At 57.1% G+C, this 15773-nt stretch carries 16 protein-coding genes and 1 pseudogene; 7 read left to right on the top strand and 10 right to left on the bottom strand.

The window, feature by feature from the left end:
• The 3 genes and pseudogenes from NWQ23_RS13020 to NWQ23_RS13030 all read right to left on the bottom strand — a co-directional run.
• Positions 1-467 (bottom strand): annotated as a pseudogene (locus NWQ23_RS13020) (hypothetical protein); the annotation flags it as partial.
• A 304-nt stretch (positions 468-771) separates the two neighbouring features.
• Positions 772-1491 (bottom strand): transcriptional regulator, encoded by a 720-nt coding sequence (locus NWQ23_RS13025; protein WP_372340130.1) that lies wholly within the window; start codon positions 1489-1491, stop codon positions 772-774.
• The gene (locus NWQ23_RS13030; RefSeq protein WP_306166807.1) at positions 1448-1729 is read right to left on the bottom strand and encodes a hypothetical protein; all 282 of its coding nucleotides are present in this window, start codon (positions 1727-1729) and stop codon (positions 1448-1450) included. The genes NWQ23_RS13025 and NWQ23_RS13030 overlap by 44 nt, the downstream gene beginning before the upstream one ends.
• A 159-nt stretch (positions 1730-1888) precedes the next feature.
• Here NWQ23_RS13030 and NWQ23_RS13035 point away from each other — a divergent pair, with 159 nt between their 5' ends.
• The 4 genes from NWQ23_RS13035 to NWQ23_RS13050 all read left to right on the top strand — a co-directional run bounded on the left by NWQ23_RS13035 (position 1889) and on the right by NWQ23_RS13050 (position 6373).
• A complete protein-coding gene (locus NWQ23_RS13035) occupies positions 1889-2389 on the top strand; it encodes a hypothetical protein (RefSeq protein ID WP_306166808.1) in 501 nt (166 codons plus the stop codon).
• Positions 2390-2571: 182 nt separating this feature from the next.
• A complete protein-coding gene (locus tag NWQ23_RS13040) occupies positions 2572-3204 on the top strand; it encodes a ribonuclease HII (protein WP_306166809.1) in 633 nt (210 codons plus the stop codon).
• An 89-nt stretch (positions 3205-3293) separates the two neighbouring features.
• On the top strand, positions 3294-4403 hold the full coding sequence (locus NWQ23_RS13045; protein ID WP_306166810.1) for a site-specific DNA-methyltransferase: 1110 nt from the start codon (positions 3294-3296) through the stop codon (positions 4401-4403).
• A gap of 233 nt (positions 4404-4636) precedes the next feature.
• Positions 4637-6373, top strand: a complete 1737-nt coding sequence (locus NWQ23_RS13050) for a DCC1-like thiol-disulfide oxidoreductase family protein (protein ID WP_306166811.1) — start codon at positions 4637-4639, stop codon at positions 6371-6373.
• 27 nt (positions 6374-6400) lie between these two features.
• Here the strand turns inward: NWQ23_RS13050 and NWQ23_RS13055 are convergent, their stop codons facing one another.
• Both NWQ23_RS13055 and mutY read right to left on the bottom strand, forming a co-directional pair.
• Positions 6401-7543 carry an alkane 1-monooxygenase gene (locus tag NWQ23_RS13055; protein ID WP_306166812.1) on the bottom strand — a complete coding sequence of 381 codons (1143 nt, stop codon included), beginning with the start codon at positions 7541-7543 and terminating at the stop codon, positions 6401-6403.
• Between the two features lie 56 nt (positions 7544-7599).
• Positions 7600-8652 carry an A/G-specific adenine glycosylase gene (mutY, locus tag NWQ23_RS13060; protein ID WP_306166813.1) on the bottom strand — a complete coding sequence of 351 codons (1053 nt, stop codon included), beginning with the start codon at positions 8650-8652 and terminating at the stop codon, positions 7600-7602.
• 68 nt (positions 8653-8720) lie between these two features.
• On the opposite strand from mutY, the gene NWQ23_RS13065 reads away from it, so the two are divergent.
• From NWQ23_RS13065 to NWQ23_RS13075, 3 genes are read left to right on the top strand one after another with little or no spacing between them, the layout of a single operon-like run.
• Complete coding sequence (locus tag NWQ23_RS13065) at positions 8721-9230, top strand: DUF721 domain-containing protein (protein WP_306166814.1); 510 nt, start codon at positions 8721-8723, stop codon at positions 9228-9230.
• A gap of 12 nt (positions 9231-9242) precedes the next feature.
• Positions 9243-9908 carry a DsbA family protein gene (locus NWQ23_RS13070; protein WP_306166815.1) on the top strand — a complete coding sequence of 222 codons (666 nt, stop codon included), beginning with the start codon at positions 9243-9245 and terminating at the stop codon, positions 9906-9908.
• A 31-nt stretch (positions 9909-9939) separates the two neighbouring features.
• Positions 9940-11061: a CaiB/BaiF CoA-transferase family protein gene (locus NWQ23_RS13075; RefSeq protein WP_306166816.1), complete on the top strand. Its 1122-nt coding sequence runs from the start codon at positions 9940-9942 to the stop codon at positions 11059-11061.
• Here NWQ23_RS13075 and lpxK read toward each other — a convergent pair.
• Genes lpxK through NWQ23_RS13100 form a run of 5 tightly spaced genes read right to left on the bottom strand, consistent with a single transcriptional unit; the run spans position 11058 to position 15672 of the window.
• A complete protein-coding gene (gene lpxK / locus NWQ23_RS13080; RefSeq protein ID WP_306166817.1) occupies positions 11058-12044 on the bottom strand; it encodes a tetraacyldisaccharide 4'-kinase in 987 nt (328 codons plus the stop codon). The genes NWQ23_RS13075 and lpxK overlap by 4 nt on opposite strands.
• Position 12045: 1 nt before the next feature.
• Complete coding sequence (locus NWQ23_RS13085; protein ID WP_306166818.1) at positions 12046-13242, bottom strand: 3-deoxy-D-manno-octulosonic acid transferase; 1197 nt, start codon at positions 13240-13242, stop codon at positions 12046-12048.
• A 22-nt stretch (positions 13243-13264) separates the two neighbouring features.
• Complete coding sequence (locus NWQ23_RS13090; RefSeq protein WP_306166819.1) at positions 13265-13510, bottom strand: DUF4170 domain-containing protein; 246 nt, start codon at positions 13508-13510, stop codon at positions 13265-13267.
• A 37-nt stretch (positions 13511-13547) separates the two neighbouring features.
• Positions 13548-14339 carry a 3'(2'),5'-bisphosphate nucleotidase CysQ gene (locus NWQ23_RS13095; protein ID WP_306166820.1) on the bottom strand — a complete coding sequence of 264 codons (792 nt, stop codon included), beginning with the start codon at positions 14337-14339 and terminating at the stop codon, positions 13548-13550.
• Positions 14326-15672, bottom strand: coding sequence for a TldD/PmbA family protein (locus NWQ23_RS13100; RefSeq protein ID WP_306166821.1), 1347 nt, complete (start codon positions 15670-15672; stop codon positions 14326-14328). Before NWQ23_RS13100 ends, NWQ23_RS13095 begins: the two co-directional genes overlap by 14 nt.
• Between the last annotated feature and the right edge of the window lie 101 nt (positions 15673-15773).

Below are 15773 nucleotides of genomic sequence, written 5' to 3' on the forward strand. Positions count from 1 at the left end.
TCAACCAGACGCGCTTTGTCGGTCAAGCCGCGCGCATCCAGTTGCGCAGACCCTATGCGGAAGCGGAACGTGGTCGAAAGCCGATCATAGCCCACCATCTGGGCCACCATCTGACACATGAAACTGGCCTCATAAGCGTCGACATTCGCGTTGAGCAAGGCACGAGAGGCGTCCAAGGACTGTGCGCGGCGATCGACGGCGAAGCCGATAAAGCCAGCCTTGCCAATCACGGTATCGCCATCTTCGGATATTGCAAAGTCAAGGAAATCGCGCGCGGCCTGACCTTCTGTATCTTCGCGTGAGTAAAGCAACAGACGGCGTTGCAGCTCGTATTCTTCTGTCCGTGCCGAGAACGCATCCGGAATGGTTGCGATGCCACATTCGTTGATCAGTGTTGCCGGCACCTGCATCGCGCAGTGCGCGTGCTTCTTCTGGACGGATGCGGCGCGAGGCCATGCCGATTTCAATCTCGCCTTTCAGACGCTTGGCAAAACCGTCGCTTGATGTGGTCGAAGACACAAAGATAGAGCGTAATTCATCGCCAAAACCGCCACCGCCGATCATTTCAGCCAGAATGTCATCGCCGTTTTTGGAGATCGTCGGGACGGCGTCCATTGCGCCCGCGTAGCCCTCAAACAGCAAGGGCATCAGGCCCAAGGCGACTGTGAATAATGAAATGATTTTGGAGGGTGGCCAATCGTGGCCAGATCGCAACCTCAGGTTCCCGCGCGCCACCTTGCAGACTGTTCTGGCACATAGTTTGTGATCGCTCTAGATCATCTTGATGACGTCTTTATCGATCGCGAGAATATAGCCTTTGCGCGCGATATTCTTGACCAAAAGCTCGCTCATCATCTGGTTGCCCAGCGTATCGCGCAGGCGCTTGATCCGCGTTGCACCGGCCGCTTCGTCGCAGTCGACAGCGTTGCGGCCTGAAATGACCGCTTCGATCTCGGCCCCGGTCAGCACCTCGTCATCCATCCGCGCTTCTGCCAGAACCGAGAGCGTTTCAATCGCGGCATCCGTCAGTTTGAATTCAAAGTCGTTGAGATAGACCGCCTTTTCATCGCGGCTGATCGTAAGCGAGTTCACTTCGATGCCCTGCCGTTCGATCCGCCCCATGCGGCGGTTCAATGCGATAAGCATCACAAGAAAAGCAACTGCGGCCACCAGCAAGGCGGTCGCAAAAATCAGCAGAACAAAGATGACGAAGCGGTAAGAGGCCAGCGTATCTGAAAACGCAGTACCCGAGCCTGCGAGAATCTCGAGCAGCTTGATCTCTGCATTACTGGTCAGATTGTCGTTTTCCACAAACAGCCGTTCCACCCTCATATTGAAGGCGTTGGCGTCAGGCAGATTGATAAACAGCAACACGGCGGCAATCGCGAGGATCAGAACGATCGCGGCAATCCCGGCGACAACAATCCTGTTCCCGATTTCACGTGATTCAGTAGCGGAGGAAGTACTCACCTGCACTGTCCTTTCTTTCATCCAGCCCTGCGTCATCAAAGACACCAAGCACATTCAATAGCTGCCAGCCATCGCCAGCAAGGCTTTGGCGCAGTTGGCGTTCTGCCGAAGAGACAGAGCAATCGCCGCGCACCTCTGCCACCCCATAGTGGAGCCGCAAGGGATCGTCCTGCTTGGCCTTGTAATCGGCATAACAGGCCGCTTGTGCGAGAGTCGTGCTCAGCATGAGCGCCATGAATGAGAAAGAAATGTGTTTCATGCGCCCACCTGATCCAAAGGCTTCCTGATATTCAATAACGCCGAATGTTATCGCGATGGCAATCGCATAACCATCCCCCGTTATTGTTTTGCAAGCGCGGTCCACTCCATTTTTGGTTCATCGCCATCACGACGGCACATGCACCGAAAGGACAAACCGATGTTCAAGCCAATCATTGCAGGACTTACTGCACTTTCTTTGACGCTCGCAACCGCAACACCCATCTCGGCCCAGGGGTTGGACCGTGAGGATGTTGGAAAGCTGTTGATCGGGCTGGCTGCGGTCGCCGTGATCGGGGCTGCAATCGAGGGAAATCGCGACCGCCGCTCTGGCAACGAAGCTGCCGACACGGGAATACAGGTCCATGACAATGGCCACCGAAACGGTATCAATCGCAGCAACAACTGGGCAGACCTGAACCGCCAAAGTCAAAGCAACAACGCCCGACGCACTGTGCCATTTGAATGCCTGCAGACTGTCGAAACCCGATTTGGTGCGCAACGTCTGTTTGGCCGCCGCTGTCTTGAGCGCAACTATCGTCATGTAAACCAATTGCCAGATCGCTGTGCCGTGCGTCTGTATACGACCAACGGGCCGGTACGTGGGTACGACCCGCTTTGTCTGCGCGAGCAAGGCTTTCAATCAGATCGGCGTCACTAAGGCGCTGTGACCAAGCGCGGTCACTTGCCCCGGTTACCGCGCCAACTTGGGTGTCTGATCATGTAAGCAAGTCGCAGAGTAACGCGTAGCACATCAGACCACCAATACGGGGCAGAGAGTTTGGACATGGCTCTCTGCCCCTTTTTCCTTGAAGTGGCCTGCGCGTTCTGGTCACTGACCTTATGACAAAACCTGATTTTTCATTTGAAATGGCCGCCCGTGCGCGTGGCTTTCTTTGCATTGCCGGCGTCGATGAAGTCGGGCGCGGCCCGCTTGCAGGCCCTGTTTGCGCCGCCGCAGTAATCCTTGATCCGCAAAACATCCCCGCCGGATTAAACGACAGCAAGAAACTGACCGCCAAACGGCGCGATGCGCTCTTTGATGAGATCATGGCAGTAGCAGATGTCTCGCTGGCCGAAGCCACGGTGGAAGAGATCGACACCCACAACATCCTGCGCGCGTCTCACATTGCAATGGTGCGGGCGATCGCCGGGCTGACCCAAAGAGCTGACCATGCGCTGATCGACGGGAACATGACCCCCCGCGATCTGACGATTTCATCGCAAACAATCATCAAGGGTGATGCCCGTAGCCTGTCGATTTCGGCGGCCTCCATCGTCGCCAAAGTGTGGCGTGACAGACACATGGTGGCTCTGGCGCAACAGTTCCCCCACTACGGCTGGGACAAGAACGCCGGATATCCCACAGCCCAACATAAATTGGGGCTGCAGCGCTTTGGCGTGAGCATCCATCATAGACGTTCCTTCAAGCCGATACACAACATCTTGTATCAAGATAAAAACGTAAGTGACTGAATCAATAAAGATTTTGACTTGGATTCGCCTCTGACTCACATTGGGCACAACCAAAGAGCGGGATACCCGCCGGGGCTTAGAGGCAAGTTATGACGATCAAAACCAAAAGTAAGGGTGCGCAAGCGCTCCCGTTGAATACGATTATTGCCGGCGACTGCATCGACGTGATGAACAGCCTGCCTGCAGGTACGATAGACCTTATTTTTGCTGATCCGCCTTATAATCTTCAGTTGAAGGGTGACCTGCATCGTCCCGACAACTCCAAGGTTGATGCGGTTGATGACGCTTGGGACCAGTTCGACAGTTTCAAGGTCTATGACCAGTTCACCAAAGCTTGGCTTGCCGCCGCCCGCCGCCTACTCAAACCAAATGGTGCGATCTGGGTGATCGGCAGCTACCACAATGTCTTTCGGATGGGCGCCGAGTTGCAGAACCAGGGTTTCTGGATTCTCAACGATGTCATCTGGCGCAAGTCCAACCCCATGCCGAATTTCCGTGGCAAGCGTTTGACCAACGCTCACGAGACACTGATTTGGGCTTCGAAAGAAGAAGCCAGCAAGTACACCTTCAATTACGAAGCGCTCAAAGCCCTCAACGAGGGCGTCCAGATGCGGTCTGACTGGGTTCTGCCCATTTGCACCGGACATGAGCGGCTGAAGAATGACGAAGGCGAAAAGGCGCATCCCACGCAAAAACCGCAGTCCCTCTTGCACCGCGTCCTTGTTGCCACCACTCATCCCGGAGACGTGGTCCTTGACCCCTTCTTCGGGACTGGCACCACTGGCGCGGTTGCAAAAATGCTGGGCCGCGATTTCATCGGGATCGAGCGTGAAGAGGCTTACCGGAAGGTGGCAGAGAAGCGCATCAAGAACACACGCAAATTCGACAAAGAGGCTCTTGAAGTGTCAATCTCCAAGCGCTCCGAGCCGCGCGTGGCGTTTGGTGTGCTGGTCGAACGTGGCATGCTGCGCCCCGGTGAAGAGCTATGGAGCATGAATGGTCGTCACAAGGCCAAGGTCCGTGCTGATGGCACGTTGATCGGTGACGATATCAAAGGATCAATCCATCAGGTCGGCGCCTATCTGGAAGGCGCGCCAAGCTGTAACGGCTGGACCTATTGGCAATTTAAACGCGACGGGCAAAAGGTGCCCATTGATCTGCTGCGCCAGCAGATCCGCTCTGAGATGGCGAAGCACTGACACTTCACCAAAGTTGATACCGCCGGTGCCTGCGGCGAACCTCATCATGGTGGTGGGGACCGTAAGCACTAACTTTATCCCCGCCATCACACTGATGGCGGGGTTTTTTTGGTGAAACGGGTTATGCTAAAGAAGCTCATTCGACGAAAAATAGACACAATGCAGTCTCAAAATTCGGTTCTTTCAAAGGTATCCTACGGCCAACCGACCCAGCGACGAGAGTAACCAGAAAGATGGCAGCAACGATCTTCTATGATGGAGAGTGTCCGTTTTGCACGAAGTATGTGAGCCTCTTGAAGCTTCGGGAAACGGTTGGGCCAGTGGCTTTGGTCAATCTGCGCGAAGATGCAGAGATTCGGGCAGAATTGGCCAGTGAGGGCTTCGATCTGGACCAAGGTATGGTGGTAGACCTCGATGGTCGTCGTGTGGGCGGCGCTGCTGCAACCAACTTGCTGGCCGGGATGTCTACGCCATCCGGGGCCTTCAACCGGCTCAACAGACTTGTCTTCGACAAGCCTCTGGTCTCTGCGATAGCCTATCCAGTGCTGCGGTCCGGTCGGTGGTTGACGCTGTTCTTGATGGGGCGCCGCACGATCAATGATGAGGAAGACGGGCGTATTTCGCGGCAAGGCCTTTTCGGGCTTATCTTCGCGATGTTCTCCCTGTTCCATGTTTTCAACTATATCTTTGAATATACACGTGTGCCGGCGCAGTGGGATTTTCTAGCTATTTTTGTGGCTGCACTTGTTTTGCTGTCTCGGCCTGCATCACCGCGTGCATTGTTCTTTTTGATGCTGGTCAGCACAATCAGCACCATCGCGCAGGCTCCGGCAACGTCAAATCATACCATGCTGCGGTCCATGGTTTTGATTGGTTACTGGCTGTCGTTTTTCTACGCTTGTGTGAGGGGGCTGCCGGTCGCAAGTATATTTGCCAACTTTATCCTGGCGGGGCGCGGATCGCTTCTTGTGATGTATGTCTACGGCATCTTTCACAAGATCAATACCGACTTTCTTGATCCGGAAGTCAGCTGCGCAATCTGGTTATGGGATCAGATGCTGCCGCCGTTCAGCTGGATCCAGCATCCCTTGATGGACTACACGGCGATCTATGCCACCTTTATTGTCGAAGGTATTGTGATGCTGGCACTGATCGTGCCGCGTGCCCGCTATTGGGGCATGGCATTGGGCATCAGCTTTCACATGTTCCTCGCACTTAGCAATTATTCTGCCTACATCAGCTTTACGACGCTGACGATTTCCCTGCATGTCCTGTTCCTGAGCGCGGCCCAGATTGACCGGATCAACGCATCTTCGCTGATGGGCTGGCTTAAAGAGCGCGCGCAGAAACCGACCAACAAGCTCGCCTTTCTGATCCTGCTTTTTGTCGGCGGTTTTGCGATGTCTGAAGGGCACTACAACCTCGCCAGCCTCAGCCTTTTGCCGACGGTCATTGTCGTTTGCTTCATGATCATGCGCGAAGGCCGCGACCCGCAAAGCGAGCGAAACCAAACCCATTCCACCGCAGCATACGTGATCGGGACGTTTGTGACCGCTCTTTACTTCGTGAATGGTGCCTTGCCCTATGCTGGGCTCAAGACAGCGCAAACGGTCAATATGTTTTCAAACCTTCGGCTTGAGGGCGGCGTCAGCAATCATCTGCTGTTTACCCAGACCCCAAGTGCTTTTGGTTACCTGGAAGATGTCGCCATCTTTACAGGCCAGAACGATGATCCTGTTTTTGGCCGCTATCAGCAGACGGGATTCGGGATGGTCTATTACGAACTGTTGGGTCGTCTGGCCGATCATCCCGAGGCAAGGGTCAGCTTTACCATGAATGGGCAAACATACGTTGATGTCGGCGGCGCCGATTTACAGGATGACATCGAAAAAACCTTGCATCCAGCCTTTGTCAGAAAATGGTTTCACTTCCGACCGGTTCAATTGGATCGGACAGCCGCATGCCAATAGTGTCCATGCAATAAACCTTTTGAGCCATCACCGCGGCATCGGATTCGTCGCCCGCTTGTAGGGCTCCCAATTCTTGATCTCTGGATAGTATTGCTTGCGCCAGGCTTTCACCCGTGGGTTCATCACTTTGCGCCATGCCCGTGGCACCAATGCGATCATTGTCATCATTGCATAGCCATAGGGCAATTGCGGGGCTTCGTCCTCGCTATAGGTCTGCAAGAGGGGGAAACGCCTGCCCGGTTTGTAGTGGTGGTCGGAATGGCGCTGCAGGTTGATCAGCAGCCAGTTCGATGCGCGCTCTGTCGCGTTCCAAGAATGCCGGGGCAGGACGTGTTCGTATTTGCCGTTCCCAAGGTGTTTACGTGTCAGCCCGTAATGTTCGACATAATCCACCAGTTCCAGTTGGAAAACCGCCCAGAACGCCTGCACCGAAAACAGGAAAACACCCCACCACCCGCCGATGACCCATGACAGCACGACGAATCCTGCTTGTAGACCCCAATAAATCCAGAAGGGGTTGGACCGGTGATACCAAGGCAGGTCTTTTCGGGCGAGCATCCCCTTTTCGGCTTTGAAGGCAGAGACAAGCGACTGATACAGGACGCGCGGGAAGAAGTGGTAAAAGCTCTCACCATAGCGCGCACTGACCGGATCGCGCGGCGTTCCGACATAGCGGTGATGCACCAGAAGATGCTCGGACCGGAAATGCGAGTAGAGCACCGACGCCAGCAGAATGTCGGCCAGCCAGCGTTCGGTCCTGGGCTTTTGGTGCATCAACTCGTGGCTGTAGTTGATCCCGATGGTGCCCGACAGGATACCAAGCGCTGCGAAAAGCGCCCATTGCTCCCAGCGGTTCAGATGGTCGGTTTGCATGACATAGGCCATGATCCCGAAGATCGTCACCAGTTGCAAAGGGGTCCAGAGCAAGGTGATCAGCCGGTGCCAATACAATTGCTTTTCGGGCGTTTCGGGATCGGGGTTTGCAGTATTCTGCCCCAGGACGAAATCGAGGCTGGTAAAGAGATACCAGGTCGATAGTGGCAAAAGTGCTATGAACCACCCGCCTTGAACGGCGGCCAGAACAGCGATCGGGATTAGTCCCAAGGACAGCCAGAATGGCAGCGCTGCGCCAAGACCTGCGATTTTTGGTGTGTCAGGTGCGACAGTCACGCATCGGCTCCGCTTGAGTGGTGTTGCGTGGATGATAGCTTCCCTTGCTCCCGATCTCAATCATCGCGCAGCGTCACAATGACAAGGTCAAAGACCTTGCGCATGGCCGTTGGCAGGGCTGCGGGGCTGAAGTCCGCCGCCGGAATGAACCGCCCGCGTTGCGGCATCGCATCATGTGGCACGCGCGCTGTCATGATTTGCAAGCGCAGGTGGAAATGGGTGAAGGTATGGCGCGCCTCTTCACCCAAGCCCTCCCAATCCGCATCTAGCGGTGGTGCGGGTTCGGGGGCGTCGGACCAATCCGATCCGGGCCAGCCCAGCATCCCCCCCAAAAGCCCGCTTTCGGGCCGCGTTTCCAAGAGCCATGCCCCGTCAGCGCGGCGCGCCACGTAGACGATTCCGCGCCTTATGGGTGTGGCTTTCTTTGGGGTCTTCTTGGGCAATTGGGGCGCGGACCCTGCTATCCGTGCGGCGCAGGGATCGCGCCATGGGCATATCCCGCAGGCGGGGCTACGCGGCGTGCAGATCGTGGCACCCAGATCCATCACCGCTTGCGCATAATCGCCGGGGCGCTGTGTCGGGGTAAGATTGCGTGCAAGTGCTGTCAATTCACCCTTTGATCCGGGCAAGGGCGCGTGAATGTCGTACAAACGCGCCATCACTCTTTCGACATTGCCATCCACGACGGTTTCGGGCCTGTCAAAAGCGATCGCTGATATCGCAGCGGCAGTATAAGGCCCGATCCCCGGCAATGTCAGCAAGGCCTCATAAGTGTCCGGAAACACCCCGTCATGCTTTGCCACGATCGCGCGCGCGCATTTGAGCAGGTTTCGGGCGCGTGCATAGTACCCCAGCCCCGCCCAAGCGGCCATGACATCGGCATCCTCTGCCGCCGCCAAATCGCGAACCGTGGGCCAGAGCCCAAGGAATTTGCGATGATAATCGCGCACAGCGGCCACCGTTGTTTGCTGCAACATGACCTCGGACATCCAGACGGCATAAGGGTCCGGCAGAACGCCCGCTTTGCGATCCGCAGGAGGGACGCGCCACGGCATGTCCCGCGCGTTGCGGTCATACCATGCCAAAAGCTCTGAACTGAGGTCACGCAATGTTTATTATCCGTCGCATTGTGGTGCGCAGACTTGGCGCATCATTCGTCATAGAGTAGGGCTTAGATATGAAAGCGCCACGCCACACCAGCACCACGCGCGGATTTTCCCGTGCGGCGACGTTGATGCAGACCAGCATTCGCAAAGCCAGCGAAGAGCGGGGCTTTGCCGTGACCCGCCTTTTGACCCATTGGGCCGAGGTGGTGGGCGAAGGGACAGCACGGATCGCGACGCCTGTGAACGTGAGCTATTCCAAAGGCGGCATGGGTGCGACGCTGACCCTGCTGACCACCGGGGCGCAGGCTCCCATGCTTGAAATGCAAAAAGAACAGATCCGCGAAAAGGTGAACGCCTGCTATGGCTACCGCGCGATTTCGCGGGTGCGGATCACGCAGACAGCACCCACTGGCTTTGCCGAGGGGCGCGTGGCCTTTGCCCCTGCACCATCAGTGCAGAAAACGCCCGATCCAGCCGTGCAATCGGCGGCATTTGCCCTATCTGATGGAATAGAAAACGATGGCCTACGTGCTGCACTGGCGGCGCTGGGCGCAAATGTGTTAACGAAGCAGAAAAGCTGATCAGAGGTAGATATGGAACGCAGAACTCTTTTGGCCGCAGGCGGCGGCGCACTTGTTGCTTTGGGCGCAGGCTGGACACTCACACGGCCAGACGCGCAGACAGGTTTGCTGCCCGGTGCGGCTTTTGCACAAAGCACAGATGGCGCATCGGCTGAAGTGATTGAAATGGTGCAGGGGGATCCCGATGCGGCAGTCGAGGTGATCGAATATGCCTCATACACCTGCCCGCATTGTGCGTCGTTTCATGCGAACCAATACCCATTGTTGAAAGCCAACTACATCGAAACGGGCCGCATCCGTTTCGTTTACCGTGAGGTCTATTTCGACCGTCCCGGACTTTGGGCGTCGATGATCGCGCGCACCAACAACAACCCAGAGTTTTTCTTCAACTTCTCAAGCCTGCTTTACGAACAGCAGCGCAATTGGCTGGCAAGCGGCGATCCGGTCACGATCGTGCAGGATCTGCGCACCTTGGCTAAGACGGCTGGGCTGACGGACGCCGATCTGGATGCGACACTGACGAATGCTGCGAAGGCCGAAGCTTTGTTCACTTGGTACCAAGAGAACGCCGAGCGCGACAGCATTACCGGCACGCCGAGTTTCATGATAGATGGCACCAAGTATTCAAACATGGCCTATGATGAATTCGCTGGTATCCTTGACGGGAAGCTGGGCTAAGTCAGCCTTCGCATGAACTGAAAGACGTCATATGCAGCCTCTTGCGGGCCTGAAAGTTATCGAACTGGCCCGCATTCTTGCGGGCCCGATGGCGGGGCAGACCTTGGCCGACCTCGGGGCCGAGGTTATCAAAGTCGAAAGCCCGCAAGGTGATGACACCCGCCAATGGGGGCCGCCATTCATAGATCATGCCGGCGAGACGAGTGCCGCCTATTTCCATTGCTGCAATCGCGGCAAGAAATCCGTCGTGATTGATTTTCGTACGCCCGAAGGGCAGGCGCAGGTCAAACGGCTGGTCGCTGATGCCGATATCCTGATCGAGAATTTCAAGGTGGGTGGGCTGGCCAAATACGGGTTGGACTACGCAAGCCTTGCCTCGTTGAACCCCCGCCTGATCTATTGTTCGATCACTGGCTTTGGGCAGGATGGCCCATATGCCCAACGCGCGGGCTATGACTATATCATCCAAGGTATGTCGGGGCTGATGTCGGTGACAGGTGAACCAGAGGGGCAGCCACAAAAGGTCGGTGTCGCTGTGACGGATATCTTTACCGGCATCTACGCCTGCACCGGCATCTTGGCGGCGATCCACCAGCGCCAAACGACCGGCAAGGGCCAGCATATCGACATGGCCTTGATGGATGTGGCCACCGCCGTGATGACCAATCAGGCCATGAATTATCTGGTGACGGACAAAGCGCCCAAGCGTTTGGGCAATGCGCACCCCAATATCGTGCCGTATCAGGTGTTTGACTGTGCGGACGGACATATCATCGTGGCGAGCGGCAATGACGGGCAATACCGCCAGTTTTGCGCATTGCTTGGATTGGCCGCGTTGGGAAATGATCCCGACTATGCGACCAATGCCTTGCGCCTCGAAAACCGCGTCATACTTTCAGAACGCCTGACCGAAAAGACTCTAACATGGGCAAAAGCCGACCTTTTGGCCGCTTGCGAGACACATGGCGTGCCTGCGGGGCCGATCAACGACATGGCGGAAACGTTTGCCGATCCGCAGGTCGTTTCCCGCGGGATGCGGGTTGATCTGGATGGCGTGCCGACCGTGCGCCTGCCGATCCGCTTTTCGGATGCGGATGTGGCGCCAAAGAAGGCCTCGCCCAAGCTGGGCGAAGATCAGGATTTGCTAGGCTAAAGCCCCAAGCGGTCAAAAGCTTGGTCGATCGGCCCCCAATCCACCAATTGCAACCGCACGGGCAAGGTAAGCACCTTCATCCGAAAGCTGTCAGGCAGGCGGACCGCGTCTTTTTCAGTTGTGACAAGCTGCGCTTTGCGTGCTGATGCCTCGATCTCTAGCCGCTTCATCAGGGCATCGGTCAGTGGCTGGTGGTCGCCCAAAGCCTCGGCGCGCACGAGGTTTGCACCCATGTCGCGCAGAGTAACAAAGAACTTCTCCGGGTGTCCAATACCTGCAAAAGCCAACAACTTCAGATCGCGCCAGGGCATCCCTGTCGGCAAGGGGGCGAGGTGTCCCACAAGGTGAGGGATATCCAATGGCCACTGGCTGGCAAACCTGTCTTGCGCATCAGGTGGGCCGATTGAAAGCACGAGATCGGCCCTTTTGAGTCCCGATTTCACCGTTTCGCGCAATGGCCCTGCGGGCATGACCCGCCCGTTGCCGAAACCGCGCATCGCATCGACCACAATGATGGAAAGATCCTTGGCGACATCGGGGTTTTGAAAACCGTCATCCAAGAGGATCACATCGGCACCCGCCTCTTGGGCGCATTTGACCCCTGCGGCGCGATCCTTGGCAACCCAGGTGGGGGCAAAGGCAGCCAACAGGAGTGGTTCATCGCCGGTCTGGTCTGCCTTGTGCTGGCGTTCATCGACCCGCACAGGGCCGTTCAGACTGCCGCCATAGCCCCGAGAGACAACATGCGGGCTATGTCCGCGTGCCTTTAGCCGCTCGATCAGCGCAATCGTTGTGGGTGTCTTGCCGGTTCCGCCTGCATTGATATTGCCGATGCAGATGACAGGAACCAGAGCTTTGATCTTGGCCGGCTGGCGGATACGGCGCGCGGTGCCTGCGGCATAGAGAGCGGCCAAGGGGGCAAGGCTGCGTGCCAGAAGCGTCGGCTGATCGGGCGGGGTGAACCAGAAGAATGGCGCGCGCATGTTACTGCACCAACTCTTCCAGACGCAGCAGAATAAAGGCCGCTATCCGATTTGTCACACTGGCACCGCGCGATGTGACGTCCCATGCAGCATGGGCAATTTCAGCGGTTTTATCTGCGGACAAAAGTGTTTCTACAGTCGGCCCAAGGTCGGCCGCGGAGCGGATCAAACGTGAAGCACCGGCTGCGTTCAATCGGGCTGCATGGCGCTGGAACGGGGCAACTTGTGGGCCATAAAGCACAGCAGAACCGAGAGCAGTTGCTTCGAATGGGTCGCGGCAGCCGCCCCCATGCAGCGTGCCACCCATGTAGGTGATCGGAGCGATGCGGTACCATAGCCCAAGCTCTTCTTCGGTATCCACAACATAGATTTGCGTTATGTCGGATGGCTTTGGCTCTTGAGAGCGCAGCGCCACATTGAGCCCGCGAAGCTGCATTTCTTCCGCAATGGCAATCGCCATGACCTGATGTTTCGGCACAACGATCAAAAGAAGGCGGTGCGCCCGTCTGCTGGCAAACTGGTGGGCTTTGCACAGGTCATCGGATTCCTCCAATTGCGTCGCGGCCGCAAGCCAGACAGGGCGCGTCCCGATGGCTCTGGCGACATCATTGCGCTCGGCCTCATTGCAGGGAAGTGTTGGTGCGCAGTCTTCCATAGGTCCCGTAATCAAGACCGCATCTTCGGGCGTGCCCGCACGGATCAGGCGTTCAGCGGCATGGCTATCAAGTGCGAGGACAGCTTCAAATTCTGACAAAAGTGACCGCATTGCTCCGGGCACCCAGGTCCCTGCGACGTGATCAAGCCCATCTGATGTGGCATCGACAAGAATGGCAGGAATATCAACCGAGCGCATTTCGGCGAGCAGGATCGGATCAAGATCACCTTTGATCCACACTGCCATAGCGGGACGCCAGTGCGCGATGAACGCGCGAATGTTTTCCTTGCCTTGTGGTTCGGGCAAGGCGCTTCCGGCGAGCTCTTGGTCCCAGTCCCGCATCGTCGCGATCACATGGATGGGGTCACCATCTTCCGATAGCTTGCGTCGCAATGTATCGACAGCGGTCAGCTGATCAGCTTGACTACAGCGCGCCCAAATGATCGTCCCTGTAGGACGCGGCGGTTGTTTCGCGGGATTGAGCGGGCGTTCGGGCGCTCCCAAACCTGCCAGATAGGCCGCAATTGCGAGGGATCTTGCCATTCAGTTGTCCTAAAGACAGCCCTTAAGGATCGAGCTCTTCGGTCTTTGATGTTTCGACTTCTTCATCACGCAACCTGTGAATATGTGCAATGAAATAACGCATATGCGCATTGTCGACGGTGCGCTGGGCGGCAGCTTTCCAGGCATTGTAGGCGGTCTCATAGTTGGGAAACATCCCCACGATATCGATCGCGTCGACATCCTTGAATGCGTTCTTGGTCGGGTCGATGAGCTCACCGCCAAAGACGAGGTGAAGACGCTGTATCATGTAAAAAACCTTTGTGTGTAGACGACTTGCCGCCACTCTAGGGGCTAGACCGCAGCGGCTCAAGTCGTGCAGAGAGTGCGGCATGTAATTCGGGGCCTGCGGTTAAGACGCCAGGCACCTGTGGGTGCGCATTGTTGAAGCGAAGTGGCGCGCCATGCTGGTCGGTAATGGTTGCGCCGGCCTCTTGTGCGATCAGCGCGCCTGCGGCGATGTCCCATTCCCAACTGGGCCGAAACGTAATCATCCCGTCAAACTGTCCTTGTGCCACCAGACACAGCCTGTAAGCGAGAGAGGACCGAAACGCGCGTTTGATCGGCGGCAGTTGCCCATCTTTCCAAAAACGCCCGTCAAAGTTTGGCTTTGCGCCAAGGATGATCGCGCCATCCAGTGCAGCACGGCTCACCTTTGCCGGTTTGTTATTCAACGTCGCACCCTGGCCGATTGCCGCTGCAAACATCATTTCTCGCATCGGCAAAAAGACAGCCGCTGCGATGGGCGCGCCATTTTCAACGATCGCAAGTGAGTGGGCCCAGTCTTTGTTACCATCGATGAAGGCGCGCGTGCCATCAATCGGATCGACAATGAACTGGCGGGCAGTCTGGAGGCGGGCAGCATTGTCTTCGGTTTCTTCGGATAGCCACCCGTAGTCAGGCCGTCCGGCCTGGAGGAAGCCTTCCAGCATAGCATTCACGGCAAGATCTGCGGCGGTCACAGGACCAGCGCCGTCTGGTTTGTCTTTCACATCGGGGTTTTGCTGAAAGTACTGTTTTGCGATGTCGCCAGCACGTCGCGCGGCTGTAACGAGCAAATCAAGATCAGTCTCCGGCAAGGGTCAGACCTTCGACGAGTAAAGATGGCACCACCCGCGACAAATGCATACGCCCGTCATTGGCGGGGACAATTGTTTTAAGCATATCACGCAGATTTCCAGCGACGGTACATTCGTTGACAGGGTATGTGATCTCTCCGTTCTCGACCCAGAAACCGGCGGCCCCGCGGGAATAGTCCCCCGTATTGGGATTGATGGTGGACCCGATCATCGATGTGACCAACAGGCCTGTTCCCATCTCTTTGACCAGATCGGCGCGGCTCTTGTCGCCTTGGCTCAGGGCGATATTGGTCAGGCTGGGTGACGGGGGCGATCCGGTTCCGCGGGAGGCATTGGCCGTGCTTGGCAAGCCCAGCTTACGCCCTGTCGCAAGGTCCAGCGTCCACCCCATCAGGATACCGTCATCAACAATCGCGCGTTGCGCGGTTGCGAGGCCCTCGGCGTCAAAAAGACGCGAGCCCGTCACCCGCGCGCGATGCGGGTTTTCGATGATCGACATCCCCTTGGGCAGTACCTGTTCGCCCATCGCATCGCGAAGCCAGCTGGACCCGCGTGCGATCATCATCCCGTTGGTCGCCTGCAAGAGGCTCCCGATCAGGGCGCTGGCGACACGTTCGTCGAAAAGGACGGGATAGGCACCTGTCCGCGGCTTTTTCGCACCGATGCGTTCTACGGCGCGTTCGGCAGCGATGCGCCCGATTTCTTCGGCATCGCGCAAATCAGCCTGAAACACCCGGCTGTCATAGTCATAGTCGCGTTCCATCCCCGACCCTGTGCCGCTGATGGCCACACAGGAAAGGCCACGGTCGCTGCGGGCATAGCCGGCGGAAAAACCGTTGCTGGCCGCCAGATGGATCCGGCGGCGGCCATAGCCTGCCGAGGCGGACTGCACCTGGCTGACACCGGGATTGCGCAATGCGGCGGCCTCTGCGCGGGCAGCATCGTCTTGCAGGGCGGCTGGGTCCGGTTCATCGCTGGGATCAAAGAGTTCCAGCGCTTCGGTGGCGATATTGGTGGTCAGCTGCGATGGATCGGCGAGCCCCGCATGGGGATCTTCGGGGGCTTCCTTGGCCATTGCGACAGCACGTTCTGCCATCTGCACAAGTGTCTGAGGCTTGGTGTCGGAGGACGACACGCAAGCCTGTCGTTTGCCGACAAAAACCCGCAACCCAATGTCAATTCCTTCGGACCGTTCCGCCTGTTCCAGCGCGCCTTCGCGTACGGTGATGGAAATTGATGTCCCATCGACGGCAATCGCATCAGCGGCATCGGCACCCGCGTTCTTGGCGGCTTGCAAAATCTGGTCGGAAAGAGCGGAGAGTGATTGGGTCATCATTTGTCCTTTGTTTGATCCTTGACCTAGTGCGCAGGCGTCTGCCCTGCAAGGCTGCTGGCAAGGACAAAAGAAAAGGGCGCAGATGTTGCCATCTGCGC

This window comes from Yoonia sp., from assembly GCF_030731595.1.
Taxonomy (GTDB): domain Bacteria; phylum Pseudomonadota; class Alphaproteobacteria; order Rhodobacterales; family Rhodobacteraceae; genus Yoonia.